This is a genomic window from Variovorax sp. Soil_C_12 (assembly GCF_057657375.1).
The window spans coordinates 218,668-240,431 of record NZ_JBDGIO010000009.1 but is presented as its reverse complement, the minus strand read 5'-3'; the positions used below and the strand labels follow the sequence as shown (position 1 = coordinate 240,431).

Here is a 21,764-nt window from a genome sequence, read left to right as displayed (position 1 = left end):
TGGCCGCCTGGGCAAGGACCGCAACGACGCCCTGCGCCCCTTGCCGCCCCGGCCCTTCGGGTGGGGCCCCAGAGAGGGCCCACTCGTCATTGCCAATGCTCGCTGGGCATCCAGCCCAGCTGCGCTTGGCGCCTAGATTGGGCCCTCTCTGGGGCCCCAGGCGGGGGTGATTCATGTGTCAACAGGCCCTAGCGGTTTGAACACCCGCAGCCACTTGGGCGCGGGCAGGCTCCAGCGAGTCTGGATGCTTTGGGCGCGCTCGGCAAGCGCCGGGCGCTTGGGCCGGCTGGGGTTGCGCTGGGCCAGCACGATGGTGTTGCCCTCGCGCGTCGGCCGGAAGGCCCACAGCGCTTTCTCGCCAAATGCGCCGGCAATTTTCTCGAGGCTGCGCTCGTAGCTGGAGGAGCGGCCGAAGAGGTTGACCGTCATGCAGCCGTCCTCGGTCAGCAGCCGGCGACAGTCGGCATAGAAGTCCTCGCTGTCGAGCACCGGCGCCGCGGCCTCGTGATCGTAGAGGTCGACCTGCAGCGCATCCACCGTGCCCTGCCATTCGGGCTTGCGGATCTCGGTCTGCGCATCGGCCACCACCACGCGCAGCCGGGCATCGTCGGCCGGCAGCTTGAACCAGCCGCGGCAGGCCGCCACGACCTGCGGGTTGAGCTCGATCGCGGTGGTGCGCATGCGCAGCGCCTTGCGGCAGAACTTGGTGAGGCTGGCCGCGCCCAGGCCCAGCTGCATGGCATGGCGCTTCGGCACCTCGGCCGGGTCGACGAAGAGCAGCCAGGCCATCATGCGCTGCACGTACTCGAGCTCGATCTCGAAGGGCGCATCCAGCTTCATCGAGCCCTGGACCCACTCGGTGCCCAGGTGCAGGTAGCGCACGTCCCCGTAGTCGGAGAAGTTGACCTCGGGCAGGGCGCGCTTCATGGGACGGGCAGGTACTGCGCGATCACCTCGCGCCATGCCGCCGCCTTGCGTTCGAAGCTCCAGGATGCGTGTGCCGGGCTGGACGAGGGCAGGCGATGGACCGGCACGCCCAGCGTGCGCGTGTGCCGCGCATGCCTGAAGCTCTCGCCGCCGTTGTGCGCGATGGCGGCCAGCGCCGGCAGGCGCAGGCCCGCGATGTCGTTGACGACGGCGTCGCGAATCGCCGAATCGAGACTGCCCTCGCGCCGGCAGCGCCCGTACACGTCCCACACGCCGAGGCCGCGCGCGAGCAGCCAGTCGCTACGCTTTTGATAGCTGTCGGGCCCCATGGGCAGCGGGCTGTCGGGCCAGGTGGCTTGCAAGATTCTCCAGAACTGGTTTTGCGGGTGCGCATAATACTGCCGCTGCGCGATCGACCGGACGCTCGGGAAGCTGCCGAGAATCAGCAGCACTGTGGATTCCGACACGATCGGGGCCAGGCCCGTGAGCACTGTTTGCGTTTCGTCCGGGTTCTCGTCGCGTTGATCCATCTCACTCGCGAGCATAGAAGTAAAAAAACCCGCCGACGGCGGGTTTTTCTTTGGAGGCCATCAAGCGGCCATCAGGGCTTCTTCGCGGCTTCGTTCTGCGGCGTGCCCGGGATCTTCTCGCCGATCTTGTCGCCCACCTGGCGGGTCTTGTCGCCGGCCGCCGTCGCGGTGTTGCTCACGGCCGTACCGGCCTTGCCGGCGGCGTTGCCGGTCGCATGCGTGGCCTTCTTGGTGCCGCTCTTGGTGGCGTTCCAGGCCTTCTTGGTGGTCTTCTTGGTGCCATCCCAGGCCTTCTCGGCGCCGCTTTCGGTCGCGCTCACGGCTTTCTTGGTGCCGCTCTTGGTCGCGTCCCAGGCCTTCTCGCCGGCGTTCTCCGCCTTCTGGACCGTGGTCGGCTGGGCGGCAGGCTGGGTCTGAGCCGTGGCCGACAGGCCGATGGACGCCAGGGCCAGCGCCAGCGCGGCAGGCAGAAGGCGAATCGATGCTGTGTTCTTCATGAGGAAAGCTCCTTTGAATGTTGGAGTGACGAACTTGCCACCGTCTTGCAACGGTCACTCGAAAGCCAAGGATGACATCGAAAGCACGCGCGAACACCGCCGCCGCGCAACAAGCGCCCTCGGCCTACGCGGCGGGCAGGCGATCCGCCGACGCACCCATCAGCGCCGACAGACGCGGCAGCGCCGCGGCCGCGTTGCGCGTGGTGGCTTCGGCCAGCGCCTCGGGCGCGATGCCGCGCAGCCCCGCCAGCACTTCGGCGATGCGCGGCAGCTCGCCCGGCTCGTTGCGGCCCTGCGGCTCGCCCGCCGCGCGCTGCGCCTGCGTGCGGTAGATCCACTGCGGCTGGATGTCGGGCGAGTCGGTCTCCAGCACGATCGCCTCGAGCGGCAACTCCACCGCGAGCCGGCGCAGCTGCAGCGCGCGCTCGAAGGTCAGCGCACCGCCGAAGCCCAGCTTGAGGCCGAGCCCGATGCAGGCCTGCGCCTGCTGGGCGCTGCCGTTGAAGGCATGCGCGATGCCCAGCCAGCGCCCATCGGGCGCCACCTGGCGCAGATGCTTGAGCACCTGGTCCACCGAGCGGCGCACGTGGATGATCACCGGCAGCCCGTGCCTGCGCGCGAGCTGCAACTGAGTGTGAAAGAAGTGTGCCTGCTTGTCGGCGTCGAGCCCGGGCACGAAGAAGTCGAGCCCGATCTCGCCCACCGCGACCAGTCGCGGGTCGTCGTGCCGGGCCGCGAGTTCCGCATCGAGCTGCGCCAGGTGCTCATCCGTCGCCTCGCCGGTACACATGGGATGGATGCCGAGCGCGTAGGCGTCGTGCTGCGCATGCGCGAGCTCCCGCACCCTCGCGAAGTTGGCGGCCGCCACCGCGGGAATCACGCACAGGCCCACGTTTCGCTCTGCCGCGCGCGCCCGGATCGCGGGCATCTCGTCGCCGAATTCCGGCGCATCCAGGTGGCAATGGGTATCGACGAAGACGGCCATCGGCGGATGATGCCCGAACGCATGCACTGGCGCGGAAAGCGTGCTACCGTGCTCCTCACGCGTGGACTTTTTAGCCGGAGGTGTCCCGATGCGCAGGCCAGCTTTCTACAGTCGCTCGCCCCGCACGCCGCTCGATGAAGCGGCCGATGCCGGGACACCGCAGCGGCCCGACGAATCGCCCGACGGTGCATCGGCCCCGGTCGCGGCGCCCGCCGCCAAGCCGCGCTGGCAGCCCGGCCGCCGCAGCTTCGCGCTGCTGCTCGCCCTTAGCATCGGATCGGCCGCCACCAGCGTCGCGCTGTGGCCGCGCCAGAGCATTCGCCAGTACACGCAGAAGGACATCGACGCCGCCGTGCTGCGCACCCTGCACACGGCCACCCTCCCCTCGCCGGCTGCGAAGGCGGCCGAGATCATCCGCCCCTCGGTGGTGCGGGTGGTGGGCTACGGCCCCGAGAAGAAAACACCCGAGGCCCAGACCCAGAAGCACGGGCGGAACATGGCCAAGGGCAAGCCGGCCGAATCGCAGGCCGACGAACCGCCTGGCGAGGTGGAGCGCGGCGTGGGCACCGGCGTGGTGATCGTCGACAAGGGCATCATCCTCACCAACCTGCACGTGGTCGCGGGCTCCGAGAAGATCAGGGTCACCTTCGCCGACGGCCTGGAGGCGCCGGCCGTTATCACCGGCGTGCAGCCCGAGAACGACCTCGCGGTGCTGCAGGCGCAGAAGCTGCCCGACGACCTGATCCCGGCCGTCATGCGCTCCACCGCCGACCTGCAGCCGGGCGACCAGGTGGCCGCGGTCGGCTTCCCCTTCGGCATCGGCCCTTCCGTGTCGGCCGGCGTGGTCTCGGGCCTCAAGCGCTCCTTCCGCTCGCCCGAGGGCAAGCAGGAACTGGGCAACCTGATCCAGTTCGACGCCGCCGCCAACCCGGGCAACTCGGGCGGGCCGCTGATCAACATGAACGGCGAGGTGCTGGGCATCGTTACCGCCATCCTCAACCCGACGCAGCAGCGCACCTTCATTGGCATCGGATTTGCAGTGCCGATCGAGAACGCCGCCTCGGCCGCCGGTTCGCCGCCCTTCTGATCGCGCTTCTCCCATCGCGTTTTTCCTGGCCCGCATCACCGAAAGCACCGCATGAGCACAGAGACCGAACCGACTTTCGCGCCTTCCGCCACCACCGCCGAGCTGATGGAGCAGATCCTCTACCAGGTCAAGCGCGTGGTGGTCGGCCAGGACCGCTTCCTGGAACGCGTGATGGTCGCGGTGCTGGCGGGCGGCCACCTGCTGGTGGAAGGCGTGCCGGGCCTGGCCAAGACCCTCACCGTCAAGACCCTGGCCGACGCGGTGCGCGGCCGCTTCAAGCGCATCCAGTTCACGCCCGACCTGGTGCCGGCCGACCTGGTGGGCACGCGCATCTACAACCAGAAGACCGGCGAGTTCAGCACCTCGCTCGGCCCCGTGTTCGCCAACCTGCTGCTGGCCGACGAGATCAACCGTGCGCCCGCCAAGGTGCAGAGCGCGCTGCTCGAGGTGATGCAGGAGCGCCAGGTCACGATCGCCGGCGAGACGCACCGCGTGCCGCGCCCCTTCCTGGTGATGGCCACGCAGAACCCGATCGAGACCGAGGGCACCTACCCGCTGCCCGAGGCGCAGGTGGACCGCTTCATGATGAAGGTGCTGGTCGACTACCCGACCGACGAGGAAGAGTTCGTGATCGTCGAGCGCGTGATCGGCCCTCCGGTCGAGGCCAGTCCGGTGGCGACCACCGACCAGCTCGCGGCGCTGCAGGCCGAGGCGCGGCAGGTGTATGTCGACCCCTCGCTGATCCAGTACGCCGTGCGGCTGGTGTCGGCCACCCGCACGCCCGACCGCCATGGCCTGAAGGACATGCGCCGCTTCATCACCTACGGCGCCAGCCCACGCGCCAGCATCAACCTGACCGAGGGCGCGCGCGCACTGGCGCTGCTGCGCGGCCGCAGCTACGCGCTGCCCGAGGACATGACGGCCCTGGTGCCCGACGTGCTGCGCCACCGCGTGACGCTGTCCTATGAGGGCCTCTCCGAAGGCCTCACGCCCGACAGCCTTATCGAACGCATCATGCGGGCCGTGCCGCCGCCGGCCAAACCACTCGAACATGAAAAACTGGTGGCCTAGCCGACGCCCCGCGGCCAACGACGAACAGCTTGCGGCCGAGGCCGCGGCCGGCGGCGCCGAGCGCGCGCTGCGCCGGCTCGAATGGACGGTCATCCGGCGGCTCGACGGCCTGCTGCAGGGCGACTACCGCACGCTGATGCGCGGCACCGGCCTCGACCTCGCCGACCTGCGCGAGTACCAGCACCACGACGACGTGCGCCACATCGACTGGAACGTCACCGCCCGGCTGCAGACGCCGCACGTGCGCGTCTTCACCGAAGACCGCGAGATGGCCGCCTGGTTCATCCTCGACCTGAGCCGCTCGGTGGACTTCGGCTCCGGGCGCAAGGCCAAGCGGGAGATCTCGGCCGGCTTCGTCGGCGTGATCGCGCGTCTGCTCACACGGCACGGCAACCGGGTCGGCGCGCTGGTCTACGGCAACGATGTCGAGGCGGTAATCCCGCCGCGCACCGGCCGCCGACACGTGCTGCACCTGCTGAGCGCGATGGAGCGCCGCGCGCACCAGAAGGACCAGCCCAAGCAGAAGGGCATGACCCGGCTGGGCGACCTGCTCAAGTCCGCCGCCGTGCTGATGCCGCGCCGCTCGACCGTGTTCGTGGTGTCCGACTTCCTCAGCGAGCCCGGCTGGGAGCGCGCGCTGGCGCAGCTGGTGCGGCGCCACGAAGTGGTGGCGGTGCGCCTGTTCGACCCGCTCGAGCTCGACATCCCCGACCTCGGGCTGGTGCCGCTCACCGACGCAGAGACCGGCGAACAGCTCTGGGTCGACACGCACGACGCCGCCTTCCGCAAGCGTTTCACCCGCCTCGCCGCCGAGCGCGAGACGGCGCTGCGGGAGACGCTGGCCAAGGTCGGCGTCGACACGCTCGAACTCTCGACCAACGACGATCTGGTGGAAGCGATCGTGCGCTTTGCCGACATGCGCAAGCGCCGCGTGCGCGCCGGCTCGTCCCAGCCCAAGGCGGTGGCAGCATGAACTTCCTCTGGCCTCAATTCCTCTGGCTCCTGGCCGCGGCGCCGCTGCTGGTGCTGCTCTACGTCTGGCTGCTGCGGCGCAAGAAGAAGCTGGCGCTGCGCTATGCCAGCCTGTCGATCGTGCGCGAGGCGATGGGCGTGCGCCAGAGCGTGCGCCGCCACATCCCGCCCTTCCTGTTCCTGCTCGCGCTGGTCGCGATGCTGATCGCCGCCGCGCGGCCGATGGCGGTGGTGGTGCTGCCCTCGAACCAGCAGACCATCATCCTGGCGATGGACGTGTCGGGCAGCATGCGCGCGGCCGACGTCCAGCCCAACCGGCTGGTGGCCGCGCAGGAGGCGGCCAAGGCCTTTCTGAAAGATCTGCCGCGCCACGTGAAGGTCGGCATCGTCGCCTTCGCCGGCAGCGCCAACGTCGCGCAGCTGCCCACCACCAACCGCGAAGACCTGGTGCAGGCCATCGACTCCTTCCAACTGCAGCGCGCGACGGCCACCGGCAACGCCATCGTCGTCTCGCTGGCCACGCTGTTCCCCGACGCCGGCATCGACATCGCGAACTTCAGCCCGCAGGGCAACAACCCCAACCGCACGCGCGGCGTGCCCCTCGAGCAGGCCGGCAAGCCGCCGCCCAAGGAGTTCACGCCGGTGGCGCCGGGCTCCTACACGTCGGCCGCCATCATCATGCTGACCGACGGGCAGCGCACCACCGGCGTCGACCCGCTCGACGCGGCCAAGGTCGCCGCCGAACGCGGCGTGCGGGTCTACACGGTGGGCATCGGCACCGTGGACGGCGAGACCATCGGCTTCGAGGGCTGGTCGATGCGGGTGCGCCTGGACGAGGAAACGCTCAAGGCCATCGCCAACAAGACGCAGGCCGAGTACTACTACGCAGGCACCGCCGCCGACCTGACCAAGGTCTACAACACGCTGAGCTCCAGGCTCACGGTCGAGAAGAAGGAGACCGAGATCTCGGCACTGTTCGCGCTCGGCGCCGCGGTGCTGGCGCTGCTGTCGGCGGGGCTCTCGCTGCTCTGGTTCAACCGGATTCTCTAAGGCCTGTCAAAGGCCTCAGGGCAACACTCTCACGCCACCGAGACTGGCGGTCGCCGCGGTCGCCGCGCCGAGCTCCGCATCCATGCACAGCACCGCCTCCTGCAGCAGCCCGCGCAGCCACACCAGCCCCGGGTCCAGCGTGCGGTACTTGTGCCATTGCATGGTCTGCTGCATCGCCGGCGATGGCAGCGGTGCCGCCAGCAGGCGCAGCGGCAGCGACTTGCGGGCCAGCCGCGCCAGCCGGCCGTGCATGGTGGCGATGCGGTCGGTGCCCACGACCAGGTAGGGAACCGCGGCGAAGCTGTAGGTGCTGACTTCGATGCGCCGCACCCCCGGATAGCGGCGCTTCAGCCATCCCGCGCGCGTGGGCTCGTCCATGCCGGAGGGCTGCATGACGACGTGGCCGGCCGCCGTGTACTGCTCCGCCGTCAGCCTGTCGGCATGCGCGAAGCAGCCCCCGCTCCAGACCGCGCAGACGAACTGCTCCTCGAACAGAAGCTCGTAGGGGTGCTCCCCGGGCGTGCGGTATTCGGTCGGCAGGATGAGCAGGTCGGCCTCGCCGCTCTCCAGCTCGCGCAGGGGCGGCTGCAGCAGCGGCAGCAGTTCGAAGCGCACGGTGTGGGAATGCCGGCCGGCCAGCGCGAGCAGATGCGGCATCAGCACCATCGAGGTGTAGTCGGAGACGATCAGGCGAAAGCAGCGGTCCGATTGGGCGGGATCGAAGCGCGGCTGCGCGAGGATCGCGGAATCCACCCGCACCAGCACGTCGCGCACGGATTCCTTCAGCGTCTCGGCCCGCGGGGTCAGCTCCAGCTTGCGGCCGACCTGCACCAGCAGCTCGTCGTCGAAGTAGTCCCGCAGCCGGCCCAGGGCATTGCTCATCGCCGACTGGCTCAGGTGCAGTCGCTCGGCCGCCCTGCTGATGCTGCGCTCGGCGAGCATGGCATCCAGGGCTACCAGAAGATTCAGATCGAGCTTGTTGAAGCGCATGCGTTGGTGTGCAGGAGCGAGGTCCATGCCTGCACGTGATGTATTGACGGCATCGATGCGGGGCATGGACGAAAGCGATAGTAAGAAGATAGTGCTTATCGGGACCGCCGCGCCATCCGGGGACGCCCGGGGGCATCCGATGCGGCTTTCAACGCCACTGCAGCAGCACCGACCAGGGAGCACGGCTCATGTGCCGATCGACACAGCCCGAGGCGCCGGCTTCGCAGCCCTGCAGCAGGTAGCTGGGGTCCAGCAATCGGGTGCGGGGCGCGAAGGCAAGCCGGCGCAGCGTCACCGACTGCAGCACGTTGCCGCCCACCGCATCGAATCCCTTCGCATCCACCGCGACGACGACGTCGCAGTGCATGGGCAGCGCCGCGCCGCCGGTGGGCCGCGTGGCCAGCATGGGGCCGATGGCCTCGAAGGTGGAGAAGCTCGCATCGTCGCTGCGCGCGTGGCAGACCAGGTCGCCGACGCGCGGCGGCGTGCGTGCGAGATCGCAGGCGCGCAGCGCGAAGGGGTTCGCCATGCCCTGCGCCTCGTCGGCGCGGGCTTGCCACGCAGCGCCGGCATAGTCGGCATGCGCTTCCGAGAACACGAACTCCTCGGGCCCGAGCCCGGCCTGGCGCGCCAGCCAGCTGACGAAGGCGGCGGACCAGGGCGTGTCGATCACGGCCACGCGGTCGAGCGCGGCCTGGACGGCCCGCAGGTCCTGGGATTCGAGGCCCTGCGCCGCGTCCACGCCGAGGCCCTGCAAATGCGCGGCCGTGGCCCGGTTCAAGGCCTGCATCAGCAACGCGCGGGAGGCGGGGCGCAGCGCGCCGAAGCGCACTTGGGACGGCAGCCGGGCGTCCTGCGGATCCACCGCACGCCAGTAGCCCAGCACCCGCTCCCACGGCGCCATCGCGCTCGGCCCGCCGCGCGCGTCCTCCGCTTCGGAATAACCGGCCTCGGTGAGCCGGCCTTCGGCATCCAGCGTCTGCCCGCCGAAAGCCAGGTGCTCGCGTTGGGCCGCGGCCGCCATGGCCAGGGCGCGCGGGTTGGGTGGAATGTGCAAGCCCGTCGCCAGGCAGGCCGCCTCGGCCGGGGCAGCGGCCGCCGAAAGCAGCGCGGCAACAAGCGCTGCCGCGGCAGGGAAGCGCCACGGCCAGCGGGGCGGAGTGTCGAGGAGCCGCATGCGGCGCGAGCATAGCCGGCCCAACGCGCCTGAAGCGCCGCTGCCGCTCACCCGCGCGTCAGCATCCGCCCCGCCCTCGCGCGCACGGCAGGCTCCTGCTCGCCGCCGACGAACGCACACGTCCCGTTCACGTACACCCGCTCGATGCCCACGCTCGCGCTCTTCGGCCGGTCGTAGGTGGCGGTGTCGGCGATGGTGCGCGGGTCGAACACCACCAGGTCGGCCATCGCGCCCGCGCGCAGCAGGCCACGGTCCGCGATGCGCATGTTGCGCGCCGTCATGCCGGTCATCTTGTGCACCGCCTGCTCCAGCGTGAAGAGCTGCCGGTCGCGCCAGTAGCGCGCGAACACGCGCGGAAAGGCGCCCCACAGGCGCGGATGCGGATGGCGGTCGTGCGGCAGGCCATCGCTGCCGATCATGGTGCGCGGGTGGGCGATGACGCGCTCGACGTCTTCTTCGTTCATCTGGAAGTAGCAGGCACCGCCGGGCTGCAGGCGCCGGCAGGCCTCCTTCTGGTCCACGCCCCACTCGCGCGCGATGTCGGCCAGCATGCGGCCGGTCACGCCGGGGTGCGGGTCGGACCAGGTGATGAGGATGTCGATCACGCCGTCCACCAGGTCCTCGCGCAGCACGGTGGAGCCGGCGACGTAGGGATAGACGTCGAGCGCGATGTCCTGGCGCTCGGCCAGCGCATCGATCAGCGGCAGCGTCTGCCGGGTGCGGCCCCAGTTGGCGGGCCCGGCGCACTTGTGGTGCGAGATCACGAGCGGCGCGCCGGCGCTGAACGCGGTGTCGCCGGCCTCGTGCATGGCCTCGATGATGCTTTCCATCTCGCTGCGCAGGTGCGTGGCATACACGCCGCCGTGCCGCGCCACGATGCGCGCCAGCGCCGTCACCTCCTCGGCCGGCGCGGCGAAGGCCTGCTCGTAGAACAGGCCGGAAGACAGGCCGTGCGCGCCTTCGCGCATGCAGTCCTCGAGCAGCGCGCCCATGCGCGCGCGCTCGTCCTCGGTGGCGGCGCGGTCCAGCGCGTCCATGGTGGCGAAGCGCAGCGTCGTGTGGCCGACGAGCGCGGCAACGTTGAGCGCCGGCTGCGCCGCCTCGACCGCGGCGCGGTACTCGGCCATGGTGGCGTGCAGGAAGGAATCGACGCCCAGCAGCGTTAGCGGCGGCTGCGCCTGCGGCGTGCGGTAGGGGGCGAGCGAGATGCCGCAGTTGCCGGTGACCACGGTGGTGATGCCCTGCGAGACCTTGGGCAGGTTGAGCGGGTCGCGCAGCACGATGGCGTCGTCGTGCGTGTGGACGTCGATGAAGCCCGGGGCGATGGCCTTGGCCCGGCAGTCGATGACTTGCAGATCGTCCGCTGCGATGCCCTCGGGCAGGCGCTGGCGCAGGCCCTCGCCGAGGGCTGCGATGCGGTCGCCGACGAGCAGCACGTCGCCGGTCCAGCTCGGGCCGCCGGAGCCGTCGACGATCAGGCCGGCTTCGAGCAGGGTGGCGCCTTTGCCTTCGTGTTCGTCAGCCATGCTTGACTCCTCCGCCATCCCAGCTCTGCAGCGGATGCGTGCTGGCATCGATGCCGTGGCGCTGGAAGGCCTCGCGCGCGCGCTGCAGCCGCTGCACTGCCGGTTCGCCGCGGCGCTGCGCGACCAGCACGGTCAGGATCTCGATCGCCGTCAGGTGCGTGAGGTAGGCGTCGATGCCCACGTGCATCACCGCGTCGTCGGGCACCGAGAGGCCCAGCAGGAAATCGGCCCGCGCGGCCAGCGCGGTGCCGGGCCGGGTGAGCGCAACCACCTTCGCGCCCTGCCCGCGCGCGATGTCCACAGCGTCCAGCAGCGAAGGCATGCCGCCCACGTGCGAGATCGCGATCACCACGCCGCCCGGGCGCTGGGCCGCGCCCGCCACCTGCTGCAGGTGGTAGTCGGCCCAGGCGTTGGCCGAGAGGCCCAGGCGGAACAGCCGCGCCTGCAGGTCGTTGGCCATGAACCAGGAGGTGGCGCCGGCCCCGTACAGGTCCACGTGCGGCGCCGCGGCGATGGCGCCGACGGCGCCGTCGAGCACCGCCATGTCGAGCTGGCTGCGCACGCCGGAGACCGAGGCCGCGGCGCTGCGGGCGATCTTGCCCACCACCTCGTCGGCCGTGTCGGCGATGTTGACGCGCCGGTGCAGGGGCGAGCCGCCCAGCGCCAGCTCCTGCGCCAACGCCAGCTTGAACTCGCGCAGCCCGGCGAAGCCGAGGTCGCGGCAGGTGCGCATGATGGTGGGTACCGAGCTGCGCGAGCGTTCGGCCAGCGATTCGAAGCTTTCCTCGAGCACGCGGTCGGGGTCCTCGAGGATCAGGTCGAGGATGGCACGCCGCGTGGACGGTGCGCTGTTGCGCACCTCGGCCATCTTCTGGAGCAGGGACTGAGGCATGGATCGATTCAGAAGTGCATCGACACCGCGTCGCTCACGCGATAGTCCTCTTCGACCACCGGCATCCAGTGCCACTTGTCGAAGGTGGTGCAGGGGTGCGAGATGCCCAGGCCGATGCGGTCGCCGACGGCGGGCGCCTGCGGCGATGCGGCATCGTCCCAGCGCAGGTAGGCATGCTGGTCGTTCAGGCCGGTGATCTTCCAGTCGGCGGGCACGCCCTCGGGCACGAGGCTGCCGCGCGCGGCGCGCGCGATGGGCACGGGCAGCGAAAGGTCGAAGGAGATGTCGCGCTTGCCCACGGCGAGGATGGCGAGCCCGGGCTCGGGACGCGATTGCACGGTCGCCCACACCTCCATCGCCGGACGCAGGCTCTCGCCGCAATCGCAACCGAGGCGCTGGTCCACCGCACTCAGCATGCGCTTGTAGAAGCCGTGGTCGTGGGTGACGTAGCAGCCCGAGCGCAGGACGCCGCGCACGCCGGCCTTGAGCGCCGGCTTCAGGCGGCCGGCCACCAGGTCGAAGATGGCCGAGCCGCCGGCCGAGACGATCACCTCGTCGCCTTCGAACAGGCCGTGCGTGTCGCAGTGGCGCGCCACCGCTTCCACGCGATCCATCAGCGCGTTGGCGTAGGCGGTGTCGGCGCCGCTCTCGCCGGTGGCGGCCAGGCCCTCGTAGCACTCGATGCCCACCAGCCGGACCGCTTTGCTCTGGCGCAGGGCGGTGGCCAGCGTGACCGCCTCCTCTTGCGTGCGGCAGCCGGTGCGTCCGCCCGCGACGCCGATCTCCAGCATCACCTCGAAGGGCAGGCTTTCGTGGTGGCGCTCGGCCCAGGCCTCGACCAGCCCGAGCTGCGCAACCGAGTCGACCAGGAAGACAACGCGCAGATCCATGTGCGCGTGCAGCAGCAGCTGGATGCCGGCCAGGTCTTCATCGCTCATCACCTGGTTGGCGATCAGCGTGCGGCGCGCGCCGGCGGCCACACCGACCGCCAGCTGCGTGACGGTCGCGAAGGTCAGGCCCCAGGCGCCGGCATCGAGCTGGCGGCGGAACAGCTGCGGCGACATGGTGGTCTTGCCGTGCGGCGCCAGGTCGATGCCCCACTGCCGCACGCGCGCCTGCATCCATGCCAGATTGTGCTCCAGCGCCTCGCGCTTGAGCACGGCCAGCGGCAGCGGCAGGTCGCCGGCCAGCACATGCCAGCCGGCCTTGCCGATCTCGCTGCGGCGCTTGGGCGGCTGGGTGCGCGGGTAGCCCTTGAAGCGGGCGTCGAGGATCGGGTCGAAGAGTTCGTTCTCAGTGGTCATTCAAATCACCTCCGCGCTATGCGCTACGGTTTCGCCTTGGGAGCGGCCCGGCGGCTCAATGGAGTACCTTCGCCTTCGGCTACGGTGCTATCGCCTTGGGAGCGGCCCGGCGGCTCATGGTGGATCAGATCCTTGCGAATGCAAGCGGACAAATGCCCCGGCGACAGTTCGTCGAGCGGCGGCACGGTCTGCGCGCAAGCCTCGATCGCATGCGGGCAGCGCGTGCGGAAGACGCAGCCCGAAGGCGGCGCCATCGGGCTCGGGATGTCGCCCTTGAGCGCCACGCGCTCGTTGGGCACCAGCGGATCGGGCTTGGGGCTGGCGGCCAGCAGCGCCCGCGTATAGGGGTGCTGCGGGCGCTCGAAGAGCTCGCGAGTCTCGGCCACTTCCATCACCTTGCCCAGGTAGAGCACGACCACGCGGTCGCACAGGTATTCCACCACGTCCAGGTCGTGCGAGATGAAAAGCATGGTCAGCGACAGGCGTTCCCGCAGGTCGGCCAGCAGGTTGATCACCTGCGACTGGATGGAAACGTCCAGCGCCGACAGCGGCTCGTCGGCCACGATGAACTCGGGCTCCACCGCCAGCGCGCGCGCCACGCCGATGCGCTGGCGCTGGCCGCCCGAGAACTCGTGCGGGAAGCGGCTGGCATGCTCGGGCCGCAGGCCCACCGTCTCCAGCAGCTCGGCGATGCGCCGCTCGCGCTCGCCGGGGCCCTTGGCCAGCCCGTGGGTGGCCAGTGCCTCGCCGAGGATGGCGCCGATGCGCATCTTCGGGTTGAGGCTGGCGTACGGGTCCTGGAAGATGATCTGCAGCTTGCTGCGCAGGCGGCGCAGCGGGCCGGCGGCGAGCTTGCCGATGTCGTCGCCGCGGTAGAGCACCTCGCCTTCGGTGCGCTCGACCAGGCGCAGCAGGGTGCGGCCGATGGTGCTCTTGCCGGAACCCGACTCGCCGACCAGGCCCAGGGTCTCGCCGGGGCGGATGGCGAAGGAGACGTCGTCCACGGCGCGCACGGGACGCTCGCCGGTGCCGAAGTATTTCTTCAGGCCTCGGACCTCGATGAGGGGGGCGGCAGCAGCGTTCATCATGGGCGTGGGGTATTGGCTCCTTCTCCCGCTGGCGGGAGAAGGCGGGGGATGAGGGTGGGGGGCGCGGGATGCACCCTCACCCCAGCCCTCTCCCGCAAGCGGGAGAGGGGGCAAGGCAGGTTCGCGCTCATGCTCATGCAGCCCTCGCCAGGGGTTGGGCCGCGGGCACGCGGATGCAGCGTGCCTGCCGGCCCTCTTGCGTATCGATGAGCGGCGGCATCGCCTGCCTGCAAGCCTCGATCGCCTGGTCGCAGCGCGGCTCGAAGGCACAGCCCGGCGGCGGCGCCAGCGGACTCGACACCTGGCCGCGGATCGCGAACAGGCGCCTGGGCCGGCCCTCGCCGCGCCCCTGCGCCTTGCCCGGCAGGCAGGCCAGCAGGCCCTGCGTGTAGGGATGCTCCGGCGATGCGAACAGCGGGCGCACCGGCGCGCGCTCGACCACGCGGCCCGCGTACAGCACGACCACGTCGTCCGCGTGGTGCGCCACCACGCCGAGGTTGTGGGTGATGAAGAGGATGCTCATGCCGGTCTCGGCCTGCAGCTTGCGCATCAGCTCGAGGATCTGCGCCTGGATGGTGACGTCGAGCGCGGTGGTCGGCTCGTCGGCGATCAGCAGCGTCGGGTCGCAGGCCATGGCCAGCGCGATCATCACGCGCTGGCGCATGCCGCCGGAGAGCTGGTGGGGATACTCGTGCAGGCGCCGCGCCGCGGCCGGGATCTCGACCAGCTCCAGCATCCGCAGCGCATGCGCCAGCGCGGCCTTGCGGTCCAGGCCCTTGTGCAGGCGCACGCTCTCGGCGATCTGCTCGCCGATGGTGAAGACCGGGTTGAGGCTGGTCATCGGCTCCTGGAAGATCATCGACAGCTCGTTGCCGCGCAGGCGCCGCATCTCGCGGTCGGGCAGGCCGAGCAGGTCGACCGTGCGGCCGTCGCGGGTGACGAAGGCCGTCTGGCCCGACACCTGCGCGTTGGCGGTCTTGGGCAGCAGGCGCATCAGCGTCAGGCTGGTGACCGACTTGCCCGAGCCCGACTCGCCGACGAGTGCGGTGGTCTTGCCGGGCTGGATCGAGAAGCTCATCTCGGCGACCGAGCGCACCAGGCCGTCTTCGGTCGGGAAGGCGGTGCTGAGGTTGCGCACCATCAGGCGAGGCGTGGTGTTCGTGGTCATCAGGCTGCCTTCTTCAGTTTGGGGTCGAGCAGGTCGCGCACGCCATCGCCCAGCAACTGCAGCGAGAGCGCGGTGAAGATGATCGCCAGCCCCGGGAACAGCACGACCCAGAAGGCGCGGTCCGCGTACTGCTGGCTGCTCGCCACCATGGTGCCCCAGGTCGGGATCTCGGGCGGCACGCCGACGCCGAGGAAGGACAAGCCCGCCTCTGCCAGGATCGCATAGGCGAAGATGAAGGACACCTGCACCAGGATCGGCGACATCAGGTTGGGCAGGATGTGGCGCCACAGGATGCGCGAGGTGCGCACGCCCAGCGCGCGCACCGCCTCGACGAAGAGCAGCTCCCGCACCACCAGCGTGGAGGCGCGCACCACCCGCGCCACCCGCGGCGTGTACACCAGCACCAGCGCCAGCACCACGTTGACCAGCGAGGGCCCGAGGATGGCGACCAGCGCGATGGCGAGCAGGATGTCGGGGAAGGACATCATCGCGTCGACCACCCGCATCAGCGGCGCATCGAGCCGGCGGAAGAAGCCGCCCATGAGCCCGAGGATGGTGCCCAGCACGACCGAACCCAGCGCCGTGAGCGCCGCGATGGCGAGCGAGTAGCGCGCGCCGTGCACGATGCGCGCATACATGTCGCGGCCGAGCTCGTCGGTGCCCATCAGGTGCGCGGCGCTGGGCGGCTTGAGCCGGTCGAGCACGGCCGTGTCGTTGGGATCGGCCGAGGCAAACCAGGGCGCGCCCAGCGCGAGCACGGCGATCACCAGCAGCACCAGGGCGGAGACCATCACGATGCGGCGATGCATCAGCTGGCGGAGCATTCTTGGCATTTGCATGGCGGTCAGATCTTTACGCGGGGATCGACCACCGCATACAGGAGGTCGATCGAGAAGTTGATGAGCACGTAGATCGCAGCGATCACGAGCAAGGCTCCCTGGATCACCGGGTAGTCGCGCCGCAGCACCGCGTTCACCACCAGGTTGCCGACGCCCGGCAGGCCGAACACGGTCTCGGTCACGACGGCGCCGCCGATCATCAGCGCGATGGTCAGGCCCAGCACCGTGACGATGGGCACCAGCGCATTGCGCAGCGCATGCTTGAGAACCACGGTGCCTTCCGAAAGGCCTTTGGAGCGCGCGGTGCGCACGTAGTCCTCGCCCAGCACATCGAGCATCGAAGCGCGGGTGAAGCGGATGATCAGCGCCGAGTTCAGCAGCCCCAGCACCGTGGCCGGCAGTACCAACGCATGCAGGCGCTCGGCCAGCGGCGCATCGGGTGCGCCATAGCCCGACACCGGAAACCAGCCCAGCGAGACCGCGAAGAACTGGATCAGCACGATGCCCAGCCAGAAGCTCGGGATGCTGGCGCCCAGCATCGCGATGCCGGTGAAGACCTGGTCCACCAAGCGCCCGCGAAACACCGCCGAGACGATGCCGCAAGGCAGCCCGATCAGCGCCGCGATGGCCACCGCCATCAGCGCCAGCAGCGTGGTGGGCTCGGCGCGCTCCATCAGCGCCTGTGTGACCGGGCGCTGCAGGAAGATCGACTGCCCGAGGTTGCCCTGCAGCACTTCGCGCAGCCAGTAGCCGAACTGCACGGGCAGGGGCTTGTCGAGGCCGTAGTCCTTTTGCACGCGGGCGATGTCCGCGGCGGTGGCCTGGTCGCCCAGCAGCACCGAAACCGGATCGCCCGAGGCGGCGCGCGTCAGGATGAAGACCAGCACCGCCACGATGGCGAGCACGACCAGCATGCCGGCGAGGCGGGAGGAGAGGTAGCGGAGCATGGCGTTGCAGGCGGCGCTTACTTGATCTTTGCGTTCCAGAAGAAGGGCCAGGTCATCGGCTGGTAGTTGTCCAGCGCCGGGCTCTTCGCCGACAAGCCGTTGAACTTGCCGACGTTGACGTAAGGCACCTCGTCATAGACCACCTGCTGCACCTTGCCCCACAGCGCGCCGCGCTTGTGGGGGTCGGCCTCCACGTTGAGGGCGCTGAGCGCGGCCTTCTTGGCCGGCGAGTCCCACCAGCCCGGCGCGCCATCGCCCAGCTGCGGCGGCGAGAGCATGGGCTCGGGGAACTGGCCCGAGTGGGTGACGTAGATGTCCCACAGCTTCGGGTCGTTGCGCCGCTGCACCAGCGTGGCCCAGTCGACCACGTTGAGGTCGACCTTGAAGCCGGCGCGCTTGAGCTGCTCGGCCATCAGCAGCGCCATGTTGTAGTGGAAGTCGTACTGGCGGCTGGTCAGCACCCGGATCGGGTCGCCCTTGTAGCCGGCCTTGGCCGCGGCCTCCTTGGCCTTGGGGGCGTTGCGCTGGTTGTAGAGCTCGGTGCCGCCGGTCGCGTAGAAGGGCGAGCCCTTGGGGAAGTGGTTGCCCTCGGCGACGAAGAAGCGCGTGTCGCCGAAGCCGGCCGCCAGCATTTCGCCCTCGCCCAGCGCCACCTGCACCGCCTGGCGCACCGGCTGGCTGGCCATCACGCCTTCCTTGGTGTTGAACACCAGGTAGGGGAAGCCGAAGGCCGGCGTCATGATCGGCAGCGTCTTGCCCGCGGCCTTCTCCAGCCGCGGCAGCGCCTCGGTCGGCAGCAGGTCGGCGAAGTCGTACTGGCCGGCCAGCGCGCCCTCGACGCGGGTGTTGGCATTGGGCACCGGCACGAAGCGCAGTTCCTCGATGGCCGCCTCGCGCTTGCCGCCGTAGCCGTTGGGGGCTTCCTTGCGCGCGCTGTACTTGTCGAATTTGGTGAGCAGCACGTACTGGTCGGGCCGGCGCTCCTTGAACTTGTAGGGACCGGTGCCGACGAAGTCCTTGAGCGGCTGCGCGATCGAGTCCTTGGCCATGATCGCGGCCATGCCGCTGGGCAGCGCGAACTGGGCCAGCAGCGGCGCATAGGGCTGCTTGAGCACCACCTCGACGGCCAGCGGCCCCTTCGCCTTCAGGCTTTCGATCTCCTTGGCCACCGCCTTGCCGCGTGGCGACTGGTCCATCCAGCGCTGCAGGCTGGCGACCACATCGTCCGCGTTCAGCTCGCGGCCGTTGTGCAGCATCACGCCCTTGCGGATCGCGATGGCGTAGGTCTTGCCGTCGGCCGAGATCTTCGGCATGCCCTCCGCCAGCATCGGCACCACGTTCCACTTGGCGTCGAAGGTGTAGAGCGGCTCGTACACATGCTGCATGATGGTGCCGACCAGGTCCGCGGTGGAGGCCATCGGGTCCAGCGTCTGGGGCTCGGCCACCATCGCCAGCGTCGCGAAGTTGCGCGCGCCCTGGGCCTGCGCCGGCATCGCGGCCAGGCCGGCCAGGCCGGCAAGTGCCAGCAAACACGCGCCGAGCAGGCTGCGCTTCGAGAATGCGGGCTGGCCGCTTCGGCGTCCGGGGGTTTGCATGTAGAACTCCTTCGTGGGGCTGTGAAATGAAAGAAACTTTCTATTCGGGCCGGACTTTGAAGCAACAAGCAGGCCAATACATGGGTGCAAACCCTGTGTTTCTGGGTTTTTACTGAAATAGAATTTCAAACGGATGGCTTCGGCCGACCTTAGCGCCCCTCTTCGCCACCTCTTTCACCTCAGGAGCTCCCATGCCGCTCGAATACCTCGGTGTCTCGCCCAACGCCTCGGACCGCCAGATCCGCCCCCTCTCCCCAGCCGTTCGCGCCGGCGATTTCGTCTACGTCTCGGGCCAGGTGCCGGCCGATGCCAAGGGCGAGATAGTGGTCGGCGGCGTCGAGGCGCAGACGCGCCAGGTGATGGAGAACATCAAATCGGCACTGGCCTTGGCCGGCGCCACGCTGGAAGACGTGTGCAAGTGCACCGTGTGGCTGCACGACGCGCGCGATTTCGGTGCCTTCAACCGGGTCTACATGAGCTACTTCAACGGCAACTTCCCGGCACGCTCGACCACCGAGGCGCGGCTGATGGTCGACGCCAAGGTCGAGATCGACGTGGTGGCCTACAAGCCCAAGGCCTGAGCCCATGCCAATGCATCGCCGCGATGTGCTGCTGGGCGCACTCGGGCTGATGGCCCTGCCGGCCGCGCAGGCGACCCAGAGCCCGCAGTCGTGGCCACGCGCCTTGCAAGTCCCCGGCGGCATCGCCCGCCTCTCGCTGGGACCGGCTGCGAGGCGGCCGCAGGCGCGCACCGCGGAGGACGTGCCGCTGCTGGTGCTGGGCGATGCGATCGACTGGGGTGCGCTGGTGGGCATCCCGCTGTCCGCGGAGCCGGGCGAGGCCCGCATCCGGGTGCAGCGGGAGGACGGCGGCACGAGCGAACTGCCCTATGTGATCGCGCCCAAGCGCTACCGCGAGCAGCATCTCAAGGTGGCGCCGGGCCAGGTCGACCTGTCGGCCGAGGACCTGGCGCGCTACGAGCGCGAGCGGGCCCACCTGCAGACGGTCATGGCCACCTTCAGCGAGCCCCTGCCCCAGGGCGAACTGCGCATGCAGGTGCCGGTGCCGGGGCGGCGCTCGGGCTCCTTCGGCCTGCGGCGCGTGTTCAACGGCGAGAAGCGAAATCCGCACAGCGGCATGGACATCGCGGCGGCCACCGGCACGGCGGTGCGTGCGCCGATGGCCGGCCGGGTGATCGACACCGGCGACTACTTCTTCAACGGCAACACCGTCTGGCTCGACCACGGCGGCGGACTGCTCACGATGTACTGCCACCTGAGCGCCAGCGACGTGAAGCCGGGTGAACGGGTCAAGGCCGGCGAGCGCTTCTGCGCGGTGGGTGCCACCGGGCGCGTGACCGGCCCGCATCTGCACTGGTCGGTGATGCTGAACCGCACCATGGTGGACCCGGCCCTGTTCCTCGAGGCCTGAGCCCTACTCCCTGGGCATGGCCTCCAGTGCCTTCGCGGACGCGGCGAGCCCGCGCAGGATGGGCTGCGCCACCTTCGGCGGGAAGCCGGTGGGCAACTGCGCCTCCATGCGCGCAATGACACCGGGCGTGCTGTCGAGCACGGAGGCCACGATGTCCTCCGCATCGGGCCCATAGCCGCACAAGCGCGCCGTGGCATTGAAGTGGCGCCGCTGGATGGTCGACCGCCGGTAGTGCCTGTTCTTCCCCATCATGGCCATCGCCAGCTTGGCGTCATGTCGCGAGAACTGGTTGGGGCCGGCGCCCTCCACCGGCCAGATGGACATGACGTCATAGAGCGGCGCGAGCCTGAAGCGCCCCTCCGGCAGCAGGTGGATGCTGAAGTTCTTGGCGTGCCCGTCCGGCGCGGCGAGCATCCAGAAGATCAGCTGCGCGGCCAGCAGGGTCCGCAGGTCTTCGCGCGCGTTGACCGACTGGCGCAGGATCCTGGCCAGGTCCATCACGCCCGGGCCGCCGTCCACCTCGTACTTCAGGTGCGAGGGCACGCCCAGCGCCTGGCAGAAGTCTTCCTGCGGCAAGCGCATCAGCCAGCGTCCCGACGAATGGAGCTGCCGGTCGAAGCGCTCGACGGCCAGCACCTTCTGCGTGCCGAAGCCGAGGATGGCGCAGCGGGGCACCGCGAGGCCGTAGGCCTGGAGGATATTCAGGCAGAGCCATTCGTTCTCCACCGAGGTGCTGAAGTCCGCCTGGCGATGCCCCACGAGCCCCAGCGGCAGCTTCAGGATGTGCGTCGTCGGCGTCGCGCCATGCGGCCGCCTCCACTGCTGCTCGTGCCACAGGAGCGCGGTCTTTTCCTGCGCGCCGGCCAGCGAGATGCGCAGCGCGTCCGCCTCCCCGAGCAAGCCGCCGAGGCGGCCCGGGGTCACGGTCTGCAGGAGCAGGGTCTCGACTTCGTCGACCGACATCGGCGTGCCGGAGATCCGACCGAGGTCCGCGGGCGCTTCGTCCTCGGCGAGGAGCTGGATGGCGCCGATGCAATCGCGTCCCACGGCCCGCAGCAGTTCGAACGCGTCCGTGGAGGCCGTCCCGAAACGCGTGGCGAGCCGTTCGCGGATGGCGCGGCTGTCAGGCAGCAGGTTGTCGAAATAGCTGTTGACGACGGCGCCCTTGAGCCCGCCCGACGCCAGCGGAAGCGACAAGGACAGCGGGCGCCCGGCCGGCGAAGCCATCCATGCGGGGTCGTAGGCGAGCTCGGGCTCGCCGCGCGCGGGCAGGCGCCAGGCCCCGACCCGCTCGCCGTTGGCCCAGATGGACAGGGCCTGCGAATGGGACCTACGGCCCATGCCCTCACCATTCCTGCGCCGCAGGCGCGTCCGACTTCGACTGGACCATGAGCTCGATGCCGAGCAGGCCGAAGAGCGTGAGCAGCTGGTCGAGGCTCACCGATTCCGGATGCAGCTCCATGTGGGAGATGCGGCTCTGGCTGATGCCCATGCGCCTGGCCAGCTCGGTTTGCGACAAGCCGGCGGCCCGGCGACCGGATTTGAGGAGCGGTCCGAGCTGGGAGGGGGTGGAGAGAACCTGGCGCATGGCTTTTGCCCATGGGACGGATATCCGCATCTTACTCATAGGATGGGTAATTGCGAAATACCCGTTTGATTGGTAAATGTGATTTACCTGCCGTATGGGT

General features: G+C 69.8%; 22 protein-coding genes. 6 read left to right on the top strand and 16 right to left on the bottom strand.

From position 1 onward, the window contains the following. Positions 1-171 precede the first annotated feature (171 nt). The 4 genes from AC3A6X_RS23985 to AC3A6X_RS23970 all read right to left on the bottom strand — a co-directional run bounded on the left by AC3A6X_RS23985 (position 172) and on the right by AC3A6X_RS23970 (position 2,939). A complete protein-coding gene (locus AC3A6X_RS23985) occupies positions 172-927 on the bottom strand; it encodes a class I SAM-dependent methyltransferase (protein ID WP_487844536.1) in 756 nt (251 codons plus the stop codon). After that, the gene (locus tag AC3A6X_RS23980) at positions 924-1,457 is read right to left on the bottom strand and encodes a DNA-deoxyinosine glycosylase (protein ID WP_487844535.1); all 534 of its coding nucleotides are present in this window, start codon (positions 1,455-1,457) and stop codon (positions 924-926) included. The genes AC3A6X_RS23985 and AC3A6X_RS23980 overlap by 4 nt, the downstream gene beginning before the upstream one ends. A gap of 71 nt (positions 1,458-1,528) precedes the next feature. Next, complete coding sequence (locus AC3A6X_RS23975) at positions 1,529-1,954, bottom strand: hypothetical protein (RefSeq protein ID WP_487844534.1); 426 nt, start codon at positions 1,952-1,954, stop codon at positions 1,529-1,531. 124 nt (positions 1,955-2,078) lie between these two features. Further along, on the bottom strand, positions 2,079-2,939 hold the full coding sequence (locus tag AC3A6X_RS23970; protein WP_487844533.1) for a TatD family hydrolase: 861 nt from the start codon (positions 2,937-2,939) through the stop codon (positions 2,079-2,081). A gap of 88 nt (positions 2,940-3,027) precedes the next feature. Between AC3A6X_RS23970 and AC3A6X_RS23965 the strand changes: the two genes are divergently transcribed. Genes AC3A6X_RS23965 through AC3A6X_RS23950 form a run of 4 tightly spaced genes read left to right on the top strand, consistent with a single transcriptional unit; the run spans position 3,028 to position 7,119 of the window. After that, on the top strand, positions 3,028-4,026 hold the full coding sequence (locus AC3A6X_RS23965) for a S1C family serine protease (protein WP_487844532.1): 999 nt from the start codon (positions 3,028-3,030) through the stop codon (positions 4,024-4,026). A gap of 51 nt (positions 4,027-4,077) precedes the next feature. Next, a complete protein-coding gene (locus tag AC3A6X_RS23960; RefSeq protein WP_487844531.1) occupies positions 4,078-5,097 on the top strand; it encodes an AAA family ATPase in 1,020 nt (339 codons plus the stop codon). Continuing rightward, on the top strand, positions 5,078-6,070 hold the full coding sequence (locus AC3A6X_RS23955; RefSeq protein ID WP_487844530.1) for a DUF58 domain-containing protein: 993 nt from the start codon (positions 5,078-5,080) through the stop codon (positions 6,068-6,070). The genes AC3A6X_RS23960 and AC3A6X_RS23955 overlap by 20 nt, the downstream gene beginning before the upstream one ends. Beyond that, positions 6,067-7,119 carry a VWA domain-containing protein gene (locus AC3A6X_RS23950; protein ID WP_487844529.1) on the top strand — a complete coding sequence of 351 codons (1,053 nt, stop codon included), beginning with the start codon at positions 6,067-6,069 and terminating at the stop codon, positions 7,117-7,119. Before AC3A6X_RS23955 ends, AC3A6X_RS23950 begins: the two co-directional genes overlap by 4 nt. A gap of 15 nt (positions 7,120-7,134) precedes the next feature. Here AC3A6X_RS23950 and AC3A6X_RS23945 read toward each other — a convergent pair whose 3' ends face one another. From AC3A6X_RS23945 to AC3A6X_RS23900, 10 genes are all read right to left on the bottom strand, one after another. Then, a complete protein-coding gene (locus AC3A6X_RS23945; RefSeq protein WP_487844546.1) occupies positions 7,135-8,109 on the bottom strand; it encodes a LysR family transcriptional regulator in 975 nt (324 codons plus the stop codon). A gap of 148 nt (positions 8,110-8,257) precedes the next feature. Beyond that, a complete protein-coding gene (locus tag AC3A6X_RS23940; RefSeq protein WP_487844528.1) occupies positions 8,258-9,286 on the bottom strand; it encodes a DUF2272 domain-containing protein in 1,029 nt (342 codons plus the stop codon). A gap of 47 nt (positions 9,287-9,333) precedes the next feature. Continuing rightward, complete coding sequence (locus tag AC3A6X_RS23935; RefSeq protein WP_487844527.1) at positions 9,334-10,812, bottom strand: N-acyl-D-amino-acid deacylase family protein; 1,479 nt, start codon at positions 10,810-10,812, stop codon at positions 9,334-9,336. Continuing rightward, the gene (locus AC3A6X_RS23930; protein ID WP_309967282.1) at positions 10,805-11,704 is read right to left on the bottom strand and encodes a MurR/RpiR family transcriptional regulator; all 900 of its coding nucleotides are present in this window, start codon (positions 11,702-11,704) and stop codon (positions 10,805-10,807) included. Before AC3A6X_RS23930 ends, AC3A6X_RS23935 begins: the two co-directional genes overlap by 8 nt. Before the next feature lie 8 nt (positions 11,705-11,712). After that, complete coding sequence (locus tag AC3A6X_RS23925) at positions 11,713-13,008, bottom strand: amino acid deaminase (RefSeq protein ID WP_487844526.1); 1,296 nt, start codon at positions 13,006-13,008, stop codon at positions 11,713-11,715. 23 nt (positions 13,009-13,031) lie between these two features. Next, positions 13,032-14,096 (bottom strand): ABC transporter ATP-binding protein, encoded by a 1,065-nt coding sequence (locus AC3A6X_RS23920; RefSeq protein ID WP_487844525.1) that lies wholly within the window; start codon positions 14,094-14,096, stop codon positions 13,032-13,034. A 133-nt stretch (positions 14,097-14,229) separates the two neighbouring features. Next, entirely contained in the window at positions 14,230-15,264 is a 1,035-nt protein-coding gene (locus AC3A6X_RS23915) for an ABC transporter ATP-binding protein (RefSeq protein WP_487844524.1), read from the bottom strand. Beyond that, the gene (locus AC3A6X_RS23910; protein ID WP_309967290.1) at positions 15,264-16,103 is read right to left on the bottom strand and encodes an ABC transporter permease; all 840 of its coding nucleotides are present in this window, start codon (positions 16,101-16,103) and stop codon (positions 15,264-15,266) included. Before AC3A6X_RS23910 ends, AC3A6X_RS23915 begins: the two co-directional genes overlap by 1 nt. 5 nt (positions 16,104-16,108) lie before the next feature. Then, a complete protein-coding gene (locus AC3A6X_RS23905) occupies positions 16,109-17,050 on the bottom strand; it encodes an ABC transporter permease (RefSeq protein WP_487844523.1) in 942 nt (313 codons plus the stop codon). A gap of 17 nt (positions 17,051-17,067) precedes the next feature. Then, a complete protein-coding gene (locus AC3A6X_RS23900; RefSeq protein WP_487844522.1) occupies positions 17,068-18,645 on the bottom strand; it encodes an ABC transporter substrate-binding protein in 1,578 nt (525 codons plus the stop codon). Positions 18,646-18,836: 191 nt separating this feature from the next. On the opposite strand from AC3A6X_RS23900, the gene AC3A6X_RS23895 reads away from it, so the two are divergent. Both AC3A6X_RS23895 and AC3A6X_RS23890 read left to right on the top strand, forming a co-directional pair. After that, entirely contained in the window at positions 18,837-19,226 is a 390-nt protein-coding gene (locus AC3A6X_RS23895) for a RidA family protein (RefSeq protein WP_487844521.1), read from the top strand. 4 nt (positions 19,227-19,230) lie between these two features. Further along, positions 19,231-20,076, top strand: a complete 846-nt coding sequence (locus AC3A6X_RS23890; RefSeq protein WP_487844520.1) for a peptidoglycan DD-metalloendopeptidase family protein — start codon at positions 19,231-19,233, stop codon at positions 20,074-20,076. Positions 20,077-20,079: 3 nt separating this feature from the next. Here the strand turns inward: AC3A6X_RS23890 and AC3A6X_RS23885 are convergent, their stop codons facing one another. Next, on the bottom strand, positions 20,080-21,417 hold the full coding sequence (locus AC3A6X_RS23885; protein ID WP_487844519.1) for a type II toxin-antitoxin system HipA family toxin: 1,338 nt from the start codon (positions 21,415-21,417) through the stop codon (positions 20,080-20,082). A 4-nt stretch (positions 21,418-21,421) separates the two neighbouring features. Next, the gene (locus tag AC3A6X_RS23880) at positions 21,422-21,664 is read right to left on the bottom strand and encodes a helix-turn-helix domain-containing protein (protein ID WP_487844518.1); all 243 of its coding nucleotides are present in this window, start codon (positions 21,662-21,664) and stop codon (positions 21,422-21,424) included. Positions 21,665-21,764: the final 100 nt, after the last annotated feature.

Bases quoted from the DNA above. Each gene is read 5' to 3' on its own strand.
- AC3A6X_RS23985 (WP_487844536.1), bottom strand. From the start codon at position 927: ATGAAGCGCGCCCTGCCCGAGGTCAACTTCTCCGACTACGGGGACGTG.
- AC3A6X_RS23980 (WP_487844535.1), bottom strand. From the start codon at position 1,457: ATGGATCAACGCGACGAGAACCCGGACGAAACGCAAACAGTGCTCACG.
- AC3A6X_RS23975 (WP_487844534.1), bottom strand. From the start codon at position 1,954: ATGAAGAACACAGCATCGATTCGCCTTCTGCCTGCCGCGCTGGCGCTG.
- AC3A6X_RS23970 (WP_487844533.1), bottom strand. From the start codon at position 2,939: ATGGCCGTCTTCGTCGATACCCATTGCCACCTGGATGCGCCGGAATTC.
- AC3A6X_RS23965 (WP_487844532.1), top strand. From the start codon at position 3,028: ATGCGCAGGCCAGCTTTCTACAGTCGCTCGCCCCGCACGCCGCTCGAT.
- AC3A6X_RS23960 (WP_487844531.1), top strand. From the start codon at position 4,078: ATGAGCACAGAGACCGAACCGACTTTCGCGCCTTCCGCCACCACCGCC.
- AC3A6X_RS23955 (WP_487844530.1), top strand. From the start codon at position 5,078: ATGAAAAACTGGTGGCCTAGCCGACGCCCCGCGGCCAACGACGAACAG.
- AC3A6X_RS23950 (WP_487844529.1), top strand. From the start codon at position 6,067: ATGAACTTCCTCTGGCCTCAATTCCTCTGGCTCCTGGCCGCGGCGCCG.
- AC3A6X_RS23945 (WP_487844546.1), bottom strand. From the start codon at position 8,109: ATGCGCTTCAACAAGCTCGATCTGAATCTTCTGGTAGCCCTGGATGCC.
- AC3A6X_RS23940 (WP_487844528.1), bottom strand. From the start codon at position 9,286: ATGCGGCTCCTCGACACTCCGCCCCGCTGGCCGTGGCGCTTCCCTGCC.
- AC3A6X_RS23935 (WP_487844527.1), bottom strand. From the start codon at position 10,812: ATGGCTGACGAACACGAAGGCAAAGGCGCCACCCTGCTCGAAGCCGGC.
- AC3A6X_RS23930 (WP_309967282.1), bottom strand. From the start codon at position 11,704: ATGCCTCAGTCCCTGCTCCAGAAGATGGCCGAGGTGCGCAACAGCGCA.
- AC3A6X_RS23925 (WP_487844526.1), bottom strand. From the start codon at position 13,008: ATGACCACTGAGAACGAACTCTTCGACCCGATCCTCGACGCCCGCTTC.
- AC3A6X_RS23920 (WP_487844525.1), bottom strand. From the start codon at position 14,096: ATGATGAACGCTGCTGCCGCCCCCCTCATCGAGGTCCGAGGCCTGAAG.
- AC3A6X_RS23915 (WP_487844524.1), bottom strand. From the start codon at position 15,264: ATGACCACGAACACCACGCCTCGCCTGATGGTGCGCAACCTCAGCACC.
- AC3A6X_RS23910 (WP_309967290.1), bottom strand. From the start codon at position 16,103: ATGCAAATGCCAAGAATGCTCCGCCAGCTGATGCATCGCCGCATCGTG.
- AC3A6X_RS23905 (WP_487844523.1), bottom strand. From the start codon at position 17,050: ATGCTCCGCTACCTCTCCTCCCGCCTCGCCGGCATGCTGGTCGTGCTC.
- AC3A6X_RS23900 (WP_487844522.1), bottom strand. From the start codon at position 18,645: ATGCAAACCCCCGGACGCCGAAGCGGCCAGCCCGCATTCTCGAAGCGC.
- AC3A6X_RS23895 (WP_487844521.1), top strand. From the start codon at position 18,837: ATGCCGCTCGAATACCTCGGTGTCTCGCCCAACGCCTCGGACCGCCAG.
- AC3A6X_RS23890 (WP_487844520.1), top strand. From the start codon at position 19,231: ATGCCAATGCATCGCCGCGATGTGCTGCTGGGCGCACTCGGGCTGATG.
- AC3A6X_RS23885 (WP_487844519.1), bottom strand. From the start codon at position 21,417: ATGGGCCGTAGGTCCCATTCGCAGGCCCTGTCCATCTGGGCCAACGGC.
- AC3A6X_RS23880 (WP_487844518.1), bottom strand. From the start codon at position 21,664: ATGCGCCAGGTTCTCTCCACCCCCTCCCAGCTCGGACCGCTCCTCAAA.